Here is a 15,594-nt window from a genome sequence, read left to right as displayed (position 1 = left end):
AGAACGCCATGGCCGGACTGGAAGCCTACGGACCTCCCGGCAACCTCGACGATCTGGACGACTTCGGCCGCAAGGCCTGGAACACGTTCATCTCCGACACGGTCGACGAGGCCATCAAGGGTCCCGACCCCCAACAGGTACGGAATGACAGTCCAAGACCGCAGTTCTACAACCTGACCAGCACCGACACGGCCGCGGACGTTCAGCGCGCCCCCATCAGATGGACCGCGTTCCCCCGCATCATCAAGATCACTTCCATTTCCGACCTCCAGCGATGGCAGCGCGCGGACGCCAGCCGTGACGTCCAGGACGAGTACTGCGAGTGGAGCGTCACCCGCGATGGCTCGGGGAAGATCACCCAGGTCACGTTCACCTGTGAAGGTCCCGAGTACTGGGAGATCCTGGCGCAGACGAACCCGGACAAGGCGCTGGAGCTCTACCAGGGATTCATCAGTCCGGACGTGCGCAAGGAGGATCTGTTCTCGCCGAGCGGCCGATACCAGCCGCGCAACAAGTGGAACAACTCCACCAGTCATGGCGCCATGCACCTGATTCAGCAGAACAACACACTGGGCGCAGAGATCGAGTTGGCCGCGGCGGCCACCATCCGGCGGGTCGTCAACGGCCAGGAACTGGCCACCGAGCAGGAGCTCATCGGATGCGGCAAGTATGGCGCGGCGGAGCGCAACAGTGATCCGCACATCGGCGCGGGAGTCAACGCCCTGGCCCGTCAGAAGGCCGACATCAGCCTCGCCGACCCGGTCGGCCTGTACTTCGACGACCTTTCCACGGACGGCTGGGAGACCCCGGACGGCTCCGATCCCAAGGGCTACTGGAATTACCTGAGAGGCGACTCGGAGCACCGTGTCCGCGCCGTCTACCAAGTGCCCCCGGACAAGGACTTCGGCGTCGGGGACATCACCATCGGCGGGAGGCCCATCGAATTCGGAGCCCAGATCGCGGACTTCATCACCATCAGGCTCACCGGACTCGCCTGCCGGTTCGGCGGGACCACGGCGCAGCCGCAGACCGCCTGCAAGGAGTTCCCCGCGATGGCCATGCGGGAAGAGGCTTTCAACGCAGCCGCGTTCTCCGCCTCCGGCCGCTTCCTCGACCCCCGTCCCACCCTCTCGCACCGCTCTTCCCGCGTCATCTGACAGGCACTGCCGACCATCAGGGGTGCGGGTTGCCGGCCGTCCGCGCCGGGCTCATATGACGGCTCGACCGCTTCGGTCATTCGTGGGTGTCGCCGTCCGCTCGCGCGGGTCGGCCGCCCGTGCGTCCGGACGGCCGGCCCGGACGCGGGTCCACAGGGATGTCCGGGAACCCAAGGGTATGGCGGTCACCTGGACCTCGGACTGGCCTGTGGCGCCCAGCACCTCGGGCAGGGAAAGGTCCAGCGCGTTCAGCAGGGCAAGCGTTTGGTTGCAGTTACCCCGCCACTGATTGAGGCGCTCGGCTTCCTCGTACTCGGCGACACCCATTCCGATGCTTTCGGCCAGCATGGTCACGGTGAACTGCCGGGCCAGCCGAAGCTCTGCCATACTTCGAGGCTTTTCGATGCCCATTAATTCAATGGTCCGACACCACAGAACATCGGCCAGTGCGAACAGCTCATGTTCGGTGGGACGGTAGGAACCGTTCTCCCAGGCGATTACCAGGTCCGGATCGACGGGGACCCGAAAGGCGCTCATCTGCCTCGCCACCTGCTCGTGTGACATGCCGATGCGCTGTCGTGCCGCTAACGCGCCGACTGCGGAGAATGGTGGTCGATTCACTACTTGGTTCTTTCTTACTTGTGCAGAAATGGCCCAGCGAGTGCCATGGTACGGCGGCCACCAGGGGCTTTTGAGTCGCCGGCCGCAGAAAGGTACGGAGGGGAAGGGAGATCGTCCCGTTCGGACATGACCGCAGGCATTCTGGGCACGGCGAAACTCGTATCGGGCTGCCCGGGATGGTGGATATACAGGTCTATCTGGGTATCAAAGAGCTTATGGGCGTGTATTTGATCACGGGTGCTGGTTCGGGTATCGGTGCGGCGTTGGCCGCCGTCCTCACGGCGCGGGGGGAAGAAGTATGGCTGTTGGCCCGGGACGAGGCGCGGGCGAGGGAGCTGCGCATACGTTTCCCGGGATGCCGGACCGTGGTGGCCGATCTGGCCGAACCGGGTTCGCTGCGTGGCAAGTTGGAGGCGCAGGAGCTGCCCGGACGGCTGGACGCGCTGCTGCACGTCGCCGGCGTGGCGGAGGCGGGACGGGTCGACGGGATGGGCGCGGAGGTCTGGCAGAGCACACTCGCGGTCAACCTGGCGGCCCCGGCGGAGCTCACGCGGTTGCTTCTTCCCGCGCTGCGGGCAGCGCGCGGACACGTCGTCTTCATGAACTCGGGCGCGGGGATGTACGCGCCGCCGCGCCTGAGCGCCTACGCGGCCTCCAAGTTCGGGCTGAAGGCGCTGGCCGAATCCCTGAGGGCGGAGGAGTACGAGCACGGGGTGCGTGTCACCACCGTCTTCCCCGGTGAGACCGACACGCCGATGCAGGTCCGGCTGCACGAACAGTTCGGCCTTCCCTACGACCCGGACGCCCACATGAGCGCGGCTTCGGTCGCCTCCGCTGTCGTCACGGCGCTGGATCTGCCGAGGGACGCGACGATGAGCGATCTGACGCTGCGCCCCGGACGGTGAGTTCCGCTCCGCCGGCGTCGGGCCGGGTGCCGCCGGGCGCGGCGGCACCGAGGTCCCAGTGGCCGACCAGATCGGCGTAGAGCGGCGCCTCGGCCAGCAGCGTGTCATGCGTGCCGGCCCACGGCCGGACGCCGTCCAGGAGCAGCACCCGGTCCGCACGGCGGGCCGGTGCGATGCGGTGCGCGATGGTCACCACCGTGCCGGGCCGCCGTCGGAACGCCTCCTCCACCCGCCGTTCGGCCGCCGCGTCGAGATGGCGGGTCGCCTCGTCGAGGATGACCAGCCGCGCGGAGGAGAGGTAGGCACGCCCCAGGGCGATGAATTCCTTCTCGCCGGACGAGAGTTGGGCGGGGTCGACACAGCCGTCCACCCCGCCCAGCCGCTCGACCAGGCTCTCCATGCCCAGTTCCGCGACGGCCACGGCGATGACGCCGTCCGCGGTGTCCGGGGCGAGATAGCAGAGGTTCTCTCTCAAGGACCCGGTGAAGACATAGGGATTCTGCGGCAGCAGGACCCTGGCACGGGTCAGATCGCGGTGTGCCACGTGGTCGAGAGGCACACCGCCGACAAGGACCTGACCGCTGTCGGGCCTGCGGATTCCGGCCAGCAGGTCCGCCATGGTGGACTTGCCGATGCCGGACGGGCCGACGACGACCAGGCCGTCGCCGTCGGCGAGCGCCAGATCGAGACCGTCCAGCACCGGCTCGGCCTCCGGGCCGTACGCGAAAGTGATCCCCGACAGTGCGGCCGATCCGTCGGCGGGCCGGAGCGAGGGCTGGGGATCCGGCTCCGGTTCCGGATGGCGCGTGGCCTCTGCGAGACGCTCGGCCGCCACGGCCAGTCGGAGCCAGGAGGCACCGACGCCCTGGACCAGCAGACGGATCGCCGGTTCCAGGGTGGCCAGCACATAGGCGAGCACGCCCAGGACAGCACCGGAGGTCATGCCGTCACGGGCGAGGCCGGGGGCGGCGACAACCACCAGCAGGAGAGGGCTGTGCCCGCCCAGCGCCACGATCAGCCGCCGCACCGCCGACACCCGCGCGAGAGCACGGGACGCGCGGAAGCAGGTATGCACGGCCTCGAGTGCCTCGCGCTCCGCCTGCTCGTACGCCCCGCACGCCACAAGATCACGCAGGGCTTCCACGGTCGAGACCGCGTTCCTGGCCAGCGTCTCCTCGGCCTCGAACGCCTCGCGCTGCCTGCGAACGGTGGCGGGGGCGAGGGCGGCGAACAGGGCGAGCGCCACGACGAGAGGTCCCGCGATGAGCGGCACGGCGGCCGGGGCTATGACGGCGGTGCCCGCGATGACCGCCGCGACCGTCAGGGCGAAATGCCACACGAGCATGAGCTGCCCGGCGAGTGCGTCCCGGACCGCTTCCACCTGTCGGGTGAGCCGAGCGACGGCGACGGCCGCGAAACCGTCGTCCCGCCGCGCCCCGTCGGCCACCGCACGGCGCAGCGTGCCGGTGACGACGTCACGCAGGAGGCTGTCGCGCAGCGGCTCCACGATCTCGGCGAGCCAGGGGTACGCCTGCCGGCTCGCCCACGCCCCGGCGAGCGCGCACAGGGCGAAGACACCCAGGCCCAGCACGGCCGCGCGGGGGCGGTGCGCCAGGAAGCCCTGGTCCACGGCGATGGCGAGAGCCTTGCCGGAGACGAGTGCCGGAGCGGTGGACAGCAGGGTCCAGAGCGTCAGCCGCCACGCCTGCCTGCGACTGCGCGAGAGGCTGCTTCGAACCAGGCGCACGGCTGCGCTGCCGGTGCCGGTGCCGGTGCCGGTGTTGGTGTTGGTGTCGACCATGCGTGCCTGTCCTTTCGTACGTGGCTCGTTCGGCCCTCAGTCGCCCGTGTCCCGGTCGTCCCCGGTGTCACGGAAGATGCCGCGGTAGGCGGGCTGCTTCCACAGCTCCTCGTGGGGAGCGACTGCCTGAACGCGACCCTCGTGCAGCCATGCCACGACGTCCGCGCGGGCGGCCGTCGATGTCCGACGGGTCACGACCAGCCGTGTGCGGGCCCCGTGAGTGACGTCCATGGCGCACAGGACCTGGGCCTCGGTGGTGGTGTCGAGACTGGATGTCGCGTCGTCGAGGACGAGGAGCCGGCAGTCGCGGCTCAAGGCGCGTGCGAGTCCGACCCGTTGGCGCTCTCCGCCGGAGAGGGGCGCTCCCGGCACGGCCGTGTGATAGCCGGAAGGGAGGCGGCGGATGAAGGCGTCCGCGTGCGCGGTGCGTGCGGCCTGGCGGGCTCGGGCTTCGGAGACCGGCCGCGCGGCGACACGGATGGCGTCGAGGACCGTGGCACCGGTCAGCACGGGGTCGCCGAAGGCGTAGGAAACGGCGGCACGCACCTCGGCGGGACGGATCTCGTCCAGGGGTACACCGTCCAGCAGCACGGTGCCCTCGTCCGGGGCCAGGAGCCCGCCGGCCACCGCTGCCAGCAAGGACGTACCCGCGCCGGAGCGGCCGACGAGCGCGACGCAGCACCGCTCGGGGACGACGAGCTCAAGTCGGTCGAGGACGGCGCTTCCCGCCCTCCGAACGGTGACCGCACGGATCTCGAGGCGTCCGGGGCCGGGCGGCAGGCCGCGCAGACCGGGTGGGTTCGGGGACGTACGGAGGGCTGCCAGGACCCGGGCCTGTCCGGCTCTGGCTCGGGCGAGGTCCAGGAGGCTCTGTACGGTGCCGAGACCGCCGAGACCGCCGAGGCCGAGCGTGGTGTAGGCGAGTGCCGCGACCAGGTCGCCCGGGGTGATCGCCCCGGTGGCGAGCTCGTACCCGGCGACGCCGAGCACGGCTATCTGCGTGGCCGGGGCAAGGAGACCGGTGGACCAGGCGACGCGGCGCTGGCTGTCCCACAGGGCGCGCCCGTGCCGTCCGAGTTCGGGTACCGGTCGCAGTACTCGCTCGATCTCCTGCTCGACGGTTCCCGCGGCGGCGATGGTACGGCTGCCGGCCAGCGCGTCCAGCAGTCGTGCGGCCACGTCGGCCTGGGCCCGCAGGTAGCCCGCACCTCGCTGGGCGGTGTTCGTGACCTGTCGGCGTACCAGCAGATAGCCCACGACCGCCATGATCAGGAATACGGCGGCGAGTTCCGGGGCGAGCAGCCCCAGAGCGACCACGGAGCCGAGCGCAATGCTGAGCTGGGCGACCGCGTAGACCGCGGCCTGGACGGTGAGCGCGGCCTCGGCGGTGCTCGCGGTGAGCCGGGCCACCAGGTCTCCCGTGGCCAGTCGCTCGGGTGGACAAGGACCGATGGCCAGGGTGTGCCGCAGCATGGCGGCGCGCAGCCGGGCGGTCGCCCCGGCGGTGGCTCGCGGACCCGCGTACTGCGCCGTGGCCTCGGCTGCCGTGAGCAGGCCGACGGCGCCGGCGACCGGCAGGAAACCGGCGCCGGTGCCGTCGGACAGGACCCGGTCGACGGCTCTGGCGAGGACGGTGGGCAGGACCAGTGCGGACACCGAGCTCATCGCCACCGACACCGCCAGGACGGTGGGCCACCACACCCCATGTGCGGCGGTCCGCCGGCCGCGCTCAGGTGCCCGGGTCCCCGGTCCGGGGAATGAAGAAGTCGTGCGGCCGTGAACCCCTTCGCGTCTCAGCTGTCCTCGGCGAACGTTTCCCATACGGAGTCCCTCCGGGAGATGGTGTGGCCGGTGGAAGCGGCGGACGTGGGGGACTGGCGGCACAAGGGCGCCGGCCCGAACTGCTGCGCAGTCCGGGCCGGCCGTGTGTTACCAGGTCAGCTGACGGCATGCCGTGCGGGTGGCCCGGTCGGCGCATCAGCTACAGGCAGAGCAGCGTGCTGACGGTGCTGTTGGTGCAGTTGACCGCGCTGAGCGAGCTGAGCACGGACATGTACTCGGTGCTCTCTTCGGGCGTCTCCAGGGCCTGCAGGCTGAGGATGGACATGATGCACTCCTGTCACTGTGGTTGGATTTCCTGCTTTCCCGGCGATCACCGGGAACTCGTGGACTGCGACTGCGGAGGTCGCAGTGGGGGTGATGCCGCACTCGCGCGGAGCGGCGGTCAGGGGACTCGCAGGACCGGGGCGGCGGGTGCCGTGGTACGTCCACCGCTCCAGAAGGGCAGCGCCGGGGTACCGGCGAGGGCCGATCCCAGGGCGAGCAGGACGCCGGCGGATCCGGTGGCGAGGTCCATCGACAGACGCAGGAGCTGCTCGCCGGGGAACGCCACGTGTCCCTGGTAGGGGATGAGATGCCAGGCCAGCCGCCGGATGTGCCGCCGGATGACGTGCTCGTGGACCGAAGCGCCGTCCTGGAGGTGATGCAGCAGCAGGACCAGTCCCGCCCGCCCGTTGAACAGACCGGGCTGGACGATGAACTCGGGCTCCGCGGCGCCGCGGATCTGATCGAGGCTCTGTTGCCGCCGTTCGTCCGGTCGATGGCGCAGCAGGTCGTGGAGTACGGCCGCGATGCCGGCGCTGCCCGACTCCAGGTAGGGCAACACCCTGCTGCCGTCGTCCACTTGGAGCGTGCCGTCCTCGCCCAGGACACACCGGGCGAGGTCCTCGTCGACGGCCTGTTCCGCCAGGTCGAGAAGGCCGGTGTCCGCCGTGGCGTCGTACAGGCGCAGGAAGAACAGTGCGGACCCGGAGCCGCCGTACATGAGTCCGGTGCGCCGCCGAGCTGCCTGACCGGCGTCGCCGGAGGCCTGTCGCAGGCGTGCGGCCAGGCGCTCGGCGGTGTCGAGAGCGGCCGCGTGCAGGGTGTGGTCGCCGGTCGTCTCGGCGAAGTGCAGGAAGGTCAGTCCGATGCCGGGCAGTCCTTCGGCGAGATCGGTGCCGTGGCCGTCGGGTGAGTCCTGCATGAGCCGGTCCAGGAGGTTGTGTGCCTGCTGGGTGTGGCCGAGACGGTTCAGGGCGAGGGCGACGCCGTGGGAGCCGATGTAGAGGCCGGGGCGGCAGGGTTCGCGTGGGACGGCGTCCAGGAGCCACTGGACGTGGTCGGCGTCGACGGACGCGCCTGTGGAGTGCAGCGCCCAGAGCACGCCTGCCGCGCCGTAGGCGAGTCCGAGTCCGTCATGGGTGAACTGGTTGGGGTCCCCCGGGAAGAGGCGGTCGTCGCGTAGCGGGGTGGCGCTCGCCGTGATCGCCGCCGCCATCGAGTCGCGCAGTGCCGGCCAGGTGGCGCGGTCACCGCTGAACAGCTCTGTCAGCGCCGCGCGTCGGGGATCCTGGGAGGCCTGGTCGGGGGGCGTGCGGGCGGGCAGGCCGAAGCGCCTGGTCGCGGCGCCGGACAGTTCGGCTCTCTTCTCCGGGTCCAGAGAGGTCAGTTGCATGAGCGGCATGAAGATCCACAGGCGGAGCGCGTCGAGCGCGTACTCGTCGATCGCGAATCCCCGTAGGCCGGCAGGGGCGGCGAAGCCGGCGGCACCCAGCCCGGGTCTGACGAACTCGGCGACGGGCGAGGCGAGTTCGAAGTCGATGAAGCACACCTGCCCGTCCGGGCGGACGATGAGGTTGCGCGGGTGGAGATCTCCGAAGACGACGCCTCGTTCGTGGATGGCGTGCAGGCCCTCCTCGATACTCGCCAGGACGGCCAGGGCCTCCTCGCGGTAGCGGGCGATGGTCTTGTCGTCCGGAGAGGGGTGGATGAGGGGATAGCGCCGCCCGAACCATTTGTTCAGCGGCTCGCCCTGTATGTACTCCTGCACCAGGAAGTGGTGTTCCCAGGCGATGAGATGGCCGAGTTCGGCGGGTACGGCACGCAGGCCGGCCAGCCGCCTCAGGATGTCGCGCTCTCTGCCGAGTCGCTCGACGGCGTCGTCCCCGCGCTGGTCGAGCCCGGCGTGCGGGCGGGCCTCCTTGAGGACGACCTCCTCGCCGCCGCCGATGGGCCGGCCGACGTAGATGCCTCCGCCGTTGGAGAAGTGCAGGGCCCGTTCCACGGTGTAGGGGAAGGCGGCCATGCTCGATCTGGCCTGGTCGGCGAGGGCCTGCTTGAGGACGGCCGGTACGGGGGCCCACTCGGGCACGTCGAACACCGCGCGCCGTACGTCCGGGCGGAGCCGCCCCGACGGCTCACGCAGTGCCAGGACGAGCTCGCCGGTCTCCGACCGGCAGAACTGCTCGGTGAAACCGCCGTAGCGCAGATACAGCGGGCCGTTGCGCCAGCGCAGGTCGCTGAGGATGTACGGTCCCTGCCGGCCGGCGAGCGCCTCGCCGAGGTCGTTGAGACAGCGCTCCAGCATCGGCTCGTCGACGGGGTACAGCGTCATGAACTTCCCGCTCGAGCCGCGTGAGGCGTACTTCGCGTTCTGTGTCTGCACCAGTGCCGGACTGCGCAGGAACTTGAACGCCACACGGTTCTCGAAGCAGTACCTGCTGACGACCGACAGGATGTGCTCCGCGTTGTCCAGGCAGGCGGACACGTGGATCTTCCAGCCCTGGTCGGGCAGTTCGACGTCCGCGGGCCGGCGGCCCACCCAGACGTCTCTGGTGTTGCCCAGCCAGCCGGCCGGTAAAGGCTCTGCGGTGGCAGCGAACTCGTCCTTGGTCGCCCACCGAACAGGCGAGTCATAGAACACGTGATCGGCGTACGAATAGGCCTCGTAGCGCATGTCCATAACGGCCCCCCTCAAGCGCGGCGACAAGCCTTTCCTGAACGGATGAATAGAGAACAGGCGTCCTGTTATTCACCCTCAAGGGCTGATATCTCAGCCCTTTTTGCGGCTTGTTATGTGAAGGTAAGATCAATCAGCCCCGGGTGGGCAGGGCGCATCAAGCGCGCGCATTGGGCGCGCGAAGCCATAACCGTCGAAAATGCGCCATATCGTGCGCTGGCATACCTGTTCGGCCGTCAGCCCGGGTGACCGTGCCGGGGATCAGCGTGGGCTGGCTATCAGCAGAGCGACGTCGTCGTCATCGTCGGGATTGCGCAATGCGTGCAGGAGGTGGTCACACATGTCTTCCAGTGAAGTGCCGGGAGTGTCGAGCAGACGGAGCAGGACCTGGAGGCGGCTGTCGATGTCCTCCCTGCGGCGTTCGATCAGGCCGTCGGTGTAGAGCACGAGCCGATCGCCCGTGTCGAGCGGAAGGGTGACCGCACGGTAGGAGGCGGTCCCGGTGCCCAGCGGCGCGCCGCTGGGCAGATCGATCAAGCGCGGAGCGCCGGCACGGACGACGACGGGAGGGAGGTGACCGGCCCGCGCCATGCAGCACTCCGCGCGGTACGGGTCGTACACGGCGTACACACAGGTGGCGATGAGGGAGTCCATCTCGGCGGTGATCTCGTCCAGGTGCGTGAGGACGTCCGCGGGGTCGAGGGCGAGTTTGGTGAGGGTCTGGGTCGCCGTGCGGAGGCGTCCCATCGTGGTGGCGGCACTGATGCCGCTGCCCTTGACGTCACCGACGACCAGGGCGGTGAGTTCGTCGCGGCGGGGAATGACGTCGAACCAGTCGCCTCCCACCTCGAAGCCGGTGCCGGCGGGCTGGTAGCGGGCGGCGAACTCCAGACCACGCTGGCTCGCCGGTGCGCGGGGGAGCATGCTGCGTTGCAGGGTCAGCGCGGTGTCGCGCTGTCGGCGGTACCAGCGGGCGTTGTCGATGCAGACGGCGGCGCGAGCCGCCAGTTCGGTGGCGAGCAGGACGTCCTCGTCGCTGAAGGGCCGCGGACTACGAGCCCGTTTGAGGTCGAGGACACCCAGGACCTCGCCGCGGGCGATCAGGGGTACGGCGAGATACGAGTGGACACCGGCCTCGGCAAGCTGTCCGGCGGCCCGGGCATCGCGGGCGATCACGGTGAGGTCGTCCGGCCTCACATGAGGCACGAACGCCGGGCGGGCGGTGCGCACGCATCGGGTGACGAGCCGATCGGCACCGTACTGAGCCAGGTCACCAGGACGGTCGGCCGCGTCCACCGCGACGGTGGGACAGGCGGACTCGACGGCCAGGGCCCGGAAGTCCGCCGCTCGCCCGGTGCCCGAGCGACCGGCGCCGCCGAGCACCGTGTCGAGCACGTCGACGGCGGCGATGTCGGCCAGCCGGGGAACGACGAACTCGGCCAGCTCTCGCGCGGTCCGCTCCAGATCCAGCGTGGTGCCGATGCGTACCGCGGCCTCGGCGACCATGGACAGGCGGTGGCGGGCCTGCTCCGCCTGGAGTGCGGCCCGGTGGCGGTCGGTGATGTCGATGACCGAGACCGCCACGCCCAGGACCTTGCCGCCAGCGGTGTCCAGCCGGAACAGAGAAACGGACCAGGCGTGATCGGTGTCGGGGTCGGCGGGGATGCGGCCGACTATCTCGCGGTTCAGGTTCGGTTCGCCGCTGTCGAGGACGCGCCGCAGAATCTCGGCCTCCTCGGCGTCGACGAACTCCAGGACCTCGCCGATCCTGCGGCCCAGACGCCGCTCGGCCGGGATCCCGTCGATGCGTTCCAGGGCGGCGTTCACCGCCACGTACCGCAAGTCGGGGTCGAGTACGGCCAGCCCGATCGGTGACTGTTCCACCAGCCGCATCGACAGGGCCACGTCCTGCTCGATCTTGCGCAGGGTCTCCTGCTCCGCGCACAGTCCGAGGGCGTAGTAGTCGCCCTCGTCGTTCTGCAGGCGCATGTTGCGGAACTCCAGCAGCCGCGTCCTGCCGTCCTTGTGCCGCATGGGGAAGGTTCCGGCCCAGCTCTCGCCCGTCCGCATGACCTCGTCGAACAGACGCAGGACGAGGCCGAAGTGCTCCTCGGCCACCAGCAGGCGACCGGCGTACTGGCCCAGTGCCTCGGCTGCCGTGTAGCCGAACAGCGACTCCGCCGGCGGACTCCACAACACGATCCGCCCGCGCGCGTCCAGCACGATGGCCGCCATGCGCAGCAGGTCCAGCAGGCCGCCCGGCTCCGCCGCACCGGTACCGGCGTCAGGAAACCCGGACGAGCGTTCGGTGTCAGACACACGGAACTCCTTCCGTCCGGTCCCCACGCGCGGGCGGCGGGCTTCCATCGTCCCTCGCGACGGCAGGAGGAGTTCAGGGCAATCACTGTGTGTAGCGCCTCGGGTCTGCTCGGTGTCCGGCTGCTCCCTCCAAAAATCGCCTGCGGTCACCTGGGTGCCGCGTCGTACGCTGGCGCCTGCTGTCTGCCGAAGGAGGGCGCATGGGGATGCGGAGCCTTACCCGTACCGAAGCCGAGCGACGGGCCACGTTGTTGACCGTGGAACGGTACGACGTGGACATCGATCTCACGGCCCTGCCCGAGGGACCCGAGGTTCGATGCGTGTCCACCGTGACCTTCATCTGTCACGAGCCGGGCGCGGACACCTTCGTGGACTGTGCGGCCCAGGTACTCAGCGCCACGCTGAACGGCAACCCCCTCACGCCCACCGATGACGGCCGTATCCCTCTGCCCGCTCTGGCCGAGCACAACGTGCTGCGAGTGGAGAGTGTCCAGGCCGACACGGCCATGGGCGAGGGTGTGCACAAGGCGATCGACCCGGCGGACGGCGAGGTCTACGTCTGGACGAGCTTCGAACCGGACGAGGCCCGGTTCGTCTGGGCGTGCTTCGACCAACCCGATCTCAAGGCCCCGCACGCGTTCACCGTCACGGCCCCGTCCGCGTGGACGGTCGCCAGTAACTCCGGTGACCCGCGCATCGACGAACTGGACTCGGCCCGCCGCTGGACCTTCCCGGACACCCCGCCCCTTTCCGTGTACAACACCGTCGTCAACGCGGGCCCCTTCCACGAGATCCGCCGCGAGGTCGACGGTCATGACCTGGGTCTCTACGCCCGCCGCTCACTCGCCGAGGTCCTCGCTCGTGACGCCGACGAGATCTTCACCCTCACCCGCCAGGGCCTCGCCTTCTTCGGCAAGACCTTCGCGATGCCGTTCCCGCAGCGCAGGTACGACCAGGTGTTCACGCCCGAGTTCGGCGGGGCGATGGAGAACTACGGCTGCGTGACCTGGTCGGACGTGTTCCTGCGGCGGGCCACGCCCACGCCGGCCGAGCGCGAGCACTTCGCCAAGGTGCTGCTGCACGAGATGGCGCACATGTGGTTCGGCAACATCGTCACCATGCGCTGGTGGGACGACCTCTGGCTGAACGAGGCGTTCGCGGAGTTCGCCTGCCACTGGGCCGCCGAGCGCGCCACCCGGTACACCGACGTGTGGGCGAGCCACCTCGTGGGCGGCAAGCTCAGGGCGTACCTGGCCGACCAGGGCCCCGCCTCCCACCCGATCCACCAGCCCATCCACGACGTCGCGCAGGCCGCGTCGATCTTCGACAGCATCACCTATCCCAAGGGTGCCTCCGTCCTCCAACAGCTCATGACGTACGTCGGCGAAGAGCGCTTCACGGCCGGCATGGCCGCCTACTTCGCCCGCCACGCGTGGGGCAACACCACCCTCCAGGAGCTGATCGACGCCCTCTCGGAGGTCAGTGGGCGTGATCTGGACGCCTGGCGCACGGCCTGGCTCGAGACCGCGGGCACCGACTGCTTCTCACTGGAGCGTGACGGCGAGAGCGTCACGCTGGTGGCCGCCGGAACCCCGCGTCCGCAGGTGCTGGCGGTGGGCGCGTACGGCAGGAACGGCGAAGCGCTGGACCGCAGGGCGCTGGTCCGGGTCGAGGTGACGCAGACCCGTACCGCGGTCACTGGCCTCCCACCCGCGGCGGACGTCCTGCTGATCAACGACGACGGCCTGACCTTCGCCACGACCCGCCCGGACCCCACGACGAGGGACGCCCTCTTCCGTACGGCGGCACAACTGCCCACAGCCGCCTCGCGGGCCGTGGCCGTGTCCACCGTGTGGGACATGCTGACCAACGGCAGGGCCACGGCGACGGAGGCCGGACGGTGTATCACGGCGGTCCTGACGGCCGAGACGTCCGACGCCGTCATCGAGCCGTACCTGACCCTCGCCGCGAACATCGCCGAACTGTGGGCGCCGCCCGGCGAACGCGACGGGTTGACGGCGCAGGTCGCGGCCGCCTGTCGGCGCCTCGCCGCGAATCCCGGCCGCCGTCAGGTCGCGCTGCGCGGTCTGGCCCGCACGGCGGCGAACGCGGACGACCTGGCATGGCTCCGCGAACAGGCGGGTGACGACGTCGACCTGCGCTGGCGCGCGCTGGTCCGGGAGGCGGAACTCGGCGGGGACGTCGCGTCCGAGGCCGCCCTCCTGCTGGAACGTGACCCGGACCCCGACGCCTGGATCCGCGCCCTCACCGTACGAGCGGCCCTGCCCGACCCCACCGCGAAGGCCGAGGTCTGGCAGAAGCTCGTCGTGGACCGCCAGGTTCCCGTCCAGTCGGTCGGCCAGGTGGCGGCTGCCTTCTGGCGGCCCTCCCAGGACGCGCTGCTGATGCCCTACACCCAGCGCTACCTGGACTCGGTCCCCCGTCTGCACCAGGGCGGAATGATCGCGGCCGCCGCCTTCACGAATCACCTCTTCCCTTCCCAGGCCATCGATCCCACGTACATCGAAAAGGCCCAGCTGGCGTCCCATGAAGCAGCGCCTGTGGTCCGCATGACCCTCCTGGAGCGCTCGGACTTGGTCAGCCGCATGCTCCACGCCCGAAAATGTGCCTCGTAGGAGAATATTTGGGCACGTGCCGGAATAGCCCGCGACATTTGGGGCGGCGCGGATGAGGGTGTAACACGGCAGCGCTCCCGAGGCGCAGAAGTAATCAGAAACGGGTCATTGGCCGGTGCTGAACTCTGCGCCTCGGGTGACCCTGTCGGCAGAACACCCGTCAGATCGGATTTTTTGTGAACAGCACCGACCCGGTTTCCGGATACCAGGCCTACGACCAGTCCCCGGGGCCCGGCCGCCGCGCCCGCAACCAGGCCGCTGGGCGGCGGACAGCCCTCGCGATCTGCACGATCGCCGACGCCGCGGCCGTTTTCCTGGGGCTGTGGATCGTGCTCTACCTGCTCGACGCGAACCAAGCGAATCCATTCGTCGAGTTCGTACGCGGAACGGCGGACTGGTTGTCCGGGTGGGCGCAGGACATTTTCACAATGGACACAGAAGGCCTACGGGTTGTCCTTAACTATGGTCTTCCGGCCGTAATTTATTTGCTGATCGGTCACGGGATAGCTGCCCGGCTCAATCGGGCCTGACAACGGAAGGGGCAGTGCCGTGGCACGTACTCCCAGCGAAATCGATCACATGCCGATCTATGAAGATCTGGTGCGGGAATGGGGCGACGTCGTGGCGGAGGCCCAGATAGCCGCCGAGCACACGCAGCACAAGGCAGCGCAACTGCTGGGCGGACAACATGCCGACCAGCCGCGCCTGCCGCAACGACATGCCGGCTGAGCGTCGGCAACACGGCCGCTCCGAGGGCGATGCCCGAGATGAGGACCGGCCCGTCGGCCGCGTCGGTCAGCGTGCCGGGCCCGTCGATCCGCGGATCACCAGGTGGGGGGCGAGGCTGAACTCCCGACTCTCGCCGTCCAGGCCCGTGTCCAGCCGTTCGACGGCGGCCTGGACGGCGAGCCGGGCCAGTTGCTCGGCGTCCTGGCGCACCGTGGTGAGGTCGATGTGCGCGAGTCGTGCGGACCGGATGTCGTCGTAGCCGACGATCGAGACCTGACCGGGGACGTCGACCCCACCGTGCCGAAGCTCGATCAGCAGTCCGATGGCGCACTGGTCGTTGCCCGCCACGACAGCCGTGGGGAGCTCACCGCCGTCCAGCAGGGCGAGAGCCGCCGCGGAGCCGGACAGTTCTGTGTAGTCCCCGGGGAGCACCCGCGCCCGGTCCTGGAGTCCGTGGCGGCGCATCGCGTCCAGATAGCCCGCTCGCCGCTCGGCGGCACCGGGCTGTTCGCCGCCGTCGACATGGACGATGTCGCGGTGCCCCAGTGAGACGAGGTGGTCCACCGCGAGGCGGGCGCCTTCGACGACGGCCGTGCCGCCCTGGCGCTGGCCGACGCGGCCGAGGAAAGCCTGCGCACCGGACGCG

At 69.8% G+C, this 15,594-nt stretch carries 12 protein-coding genes; 5 read left to right on the top strand and 7 right to left on the bottom strand.

The window, feature by feature from the left end; genetic code table 11:
• Nucleotides 1–8 precede the first annotated feature (8 nt).
• Entirely contained in the window at nt 9–1,157 is a 1,149-nt protein-coding gene (locus ABZ915_RS23750; protein WP_361806505.1) for a hypothetical protein, read from the top strand.
• 51 nt (nt 1,158–1,208) lie between these two features.
• Here the strand turns inward: ABZ915_RS23750 and ABZ915_RS23745 are convergent, their stop codons facing one another.
• Nucleotides 1,209–1,694, bottom strand: a complete 486-nt coding sequence (locus ABZ915_RS23745) for an XRE family transcriptional regulator (RefSeq protein WP_361806502.1) — start codon at nt 1,692–1,694, stop codon at nt 1,209–1,211.
• A gap of 299 nt (nt 1,695–1,993) precedes the next feature.
• Here ABZ915_RS23745 and ABZ915_RS23740 point away from each other — a divergent pair, with 299 nt between their 5' ends.
• Nucleotides 1,994–2,683: an SDR family oxidoreductase gene (locus ABZ915_RS23740; RefSeq protein WP_361806499.1), complete on the top strand. Its 690-nt coding sequence runs from the start codon at nt 1,994–1,996 to the stop codon at nt 2,681–2,683.
• Here ABZ915_RS23740 and ABZ915_RS23735 read toward each other — a convergent pair.
• The 5 genes from ABZ915_RS23735 to ABZ915_RS23715 all read right to left on the bottom strand — a co-directional run bounded on the left by ABZ915_RS23735 (nt 2,619) and on the right by ABZ915_RS23715 (nt 11,583).
• On the bottom strand, nt 2,619–4,484 hold the full coding sequence (locus ABZ915_RS23735) for an ABC transporter ATP-binding protein (RefSeq protein ID WP_361806496.1): 1,866 nt from the start codon (nt 4,482–4,484) through the stop codon (nt 2,619–2,621). The two genes, ABZ915_RS23740 and ABZ915_RS23735, sit on opposite strands and share 65 nt — an antisense overlap.
• 36 nt (nt 4,485–4,520) lie before the next feature.
• Nucleotides 4,521–6,149 (bottom strand): ABC transporter ATP-binding protein, encoded by a 1,629-nt coding sequence (locus tag ABZ915_RS23730; protein WP_361806493.1) that lies wholly within the window; start codon nt 6,147–6,149, stop codon nt 4,521–4,523.
• Nucleotides 6,150–6,465: 316 nt separating this feature from the next.
• Complete coding sequence (locus ABZ915_RS23725) at nt 6,466–6,591, bottom strand: SapB/AmfS family lanthipeptide (protein ID WP_361444525.1); 126 nt, start codon at nt 6,589–6,591, stop codon at nt 6,466–6,468.
• 117 nt (nt 6,592–6,708) lie between these two features.
• Complete coding sequence (gene lanKC / locus ABZ915_RS23720; RefSeq protein WP_361806489.1) at nt 6,709–9,267, bottom strand: class III lanthionine synthetase LanKC; 2,559 nt, start codon at nt 9,265–9,267, stop codon at nt 6,709–6,711.
• A gap of 258 nt (nt 9,268–9,525) precedes the next feature.
• A complete protein-coding gene (locus ABZ915_RS23715; RefSeq protein WP_361806486.1) occupies nt 9,526–11,583 on the bottom strand; it encodes a SpoIIE family protein phosphatase in 2,058 nt (685 codons plus the stop codon).
• Between the two features lie 200 nt (nt 11,584–11,783).
• Here ABZ915_RS23715 and pepN point away from each other — a divergent pair, with 200 nt between their 5' ends.
• From pepN to ABZ915_RS23700, 3 genes are all read left to right on the top strand, one after another.
• Nucleotides 11,784–14,219: an aminopeptidase N gene (pepN, locus tag ABZ915_RS23710; protein WP_361806483.1), complete on the top strand. Its 2,436-nt coding sequence runs from the start codon at nt 11,784–11,786 to the stop codon at nt 14,217–14,219.
• Between the two features lie 176 nt (nt 14,220–14,395).
• On the top strand, nt 14,396–14,749 hold the full coding sequence (locus ABZ915_RS23705; RefSeq protein ID WP_361806480.1) for a hypothetical protein: 354 nt from the start codon (nt 14,396–14,398) through the stop codon (nt 14,747–14,749).
• A gap of 19 nt (nt 14,750–14,768) precedes the next feature.
• Nucleotides 14,769–14,948: a hypothetical protein gene (locus tag ABZ915_RS23700; protein WP_361806478.1), complete on the top strand. Its 180-nt coding sequence runs from the start codon at nt 14,769–14,771 to the stop codon at nt 14,946–14,948.
• A 66-nt stretch (nt 14,949–15,014) separates the two neighbouring features.
• Here ABZ915_RS23700 and ABZ915_RS23695 read toward each other — a convergent pair whose 3' ends face one another.
• Nucleotides 15,015–15,512: a substrate-binding domain-containing protein gene (locus ABZ915_RS23695; protein ID WP_361806475.1), complete on the bottom strand. Its 498-nt coding sequence runs from the start codon at nt 15,510–15,512 to the stop codon at nt 15,015–15,017.
• Nucleotides 15,513–15,594: the final 82 nt, after the last annotated feature.

The organism is Streptomyces sp. NPDC046915 (genome assembly GCF_040644935.1).
Taxonomy (GTDB): Bacteria; Actinomycetota; Actinomycetes; order Streptomycetales; family Streptomycetaceae; genus Streptomyces.
The sequence above is the reverse complement of the archived record's forward strand: the minus strand, read 5'-3'. Positions and strand labels throughout refer to the sequence as shown.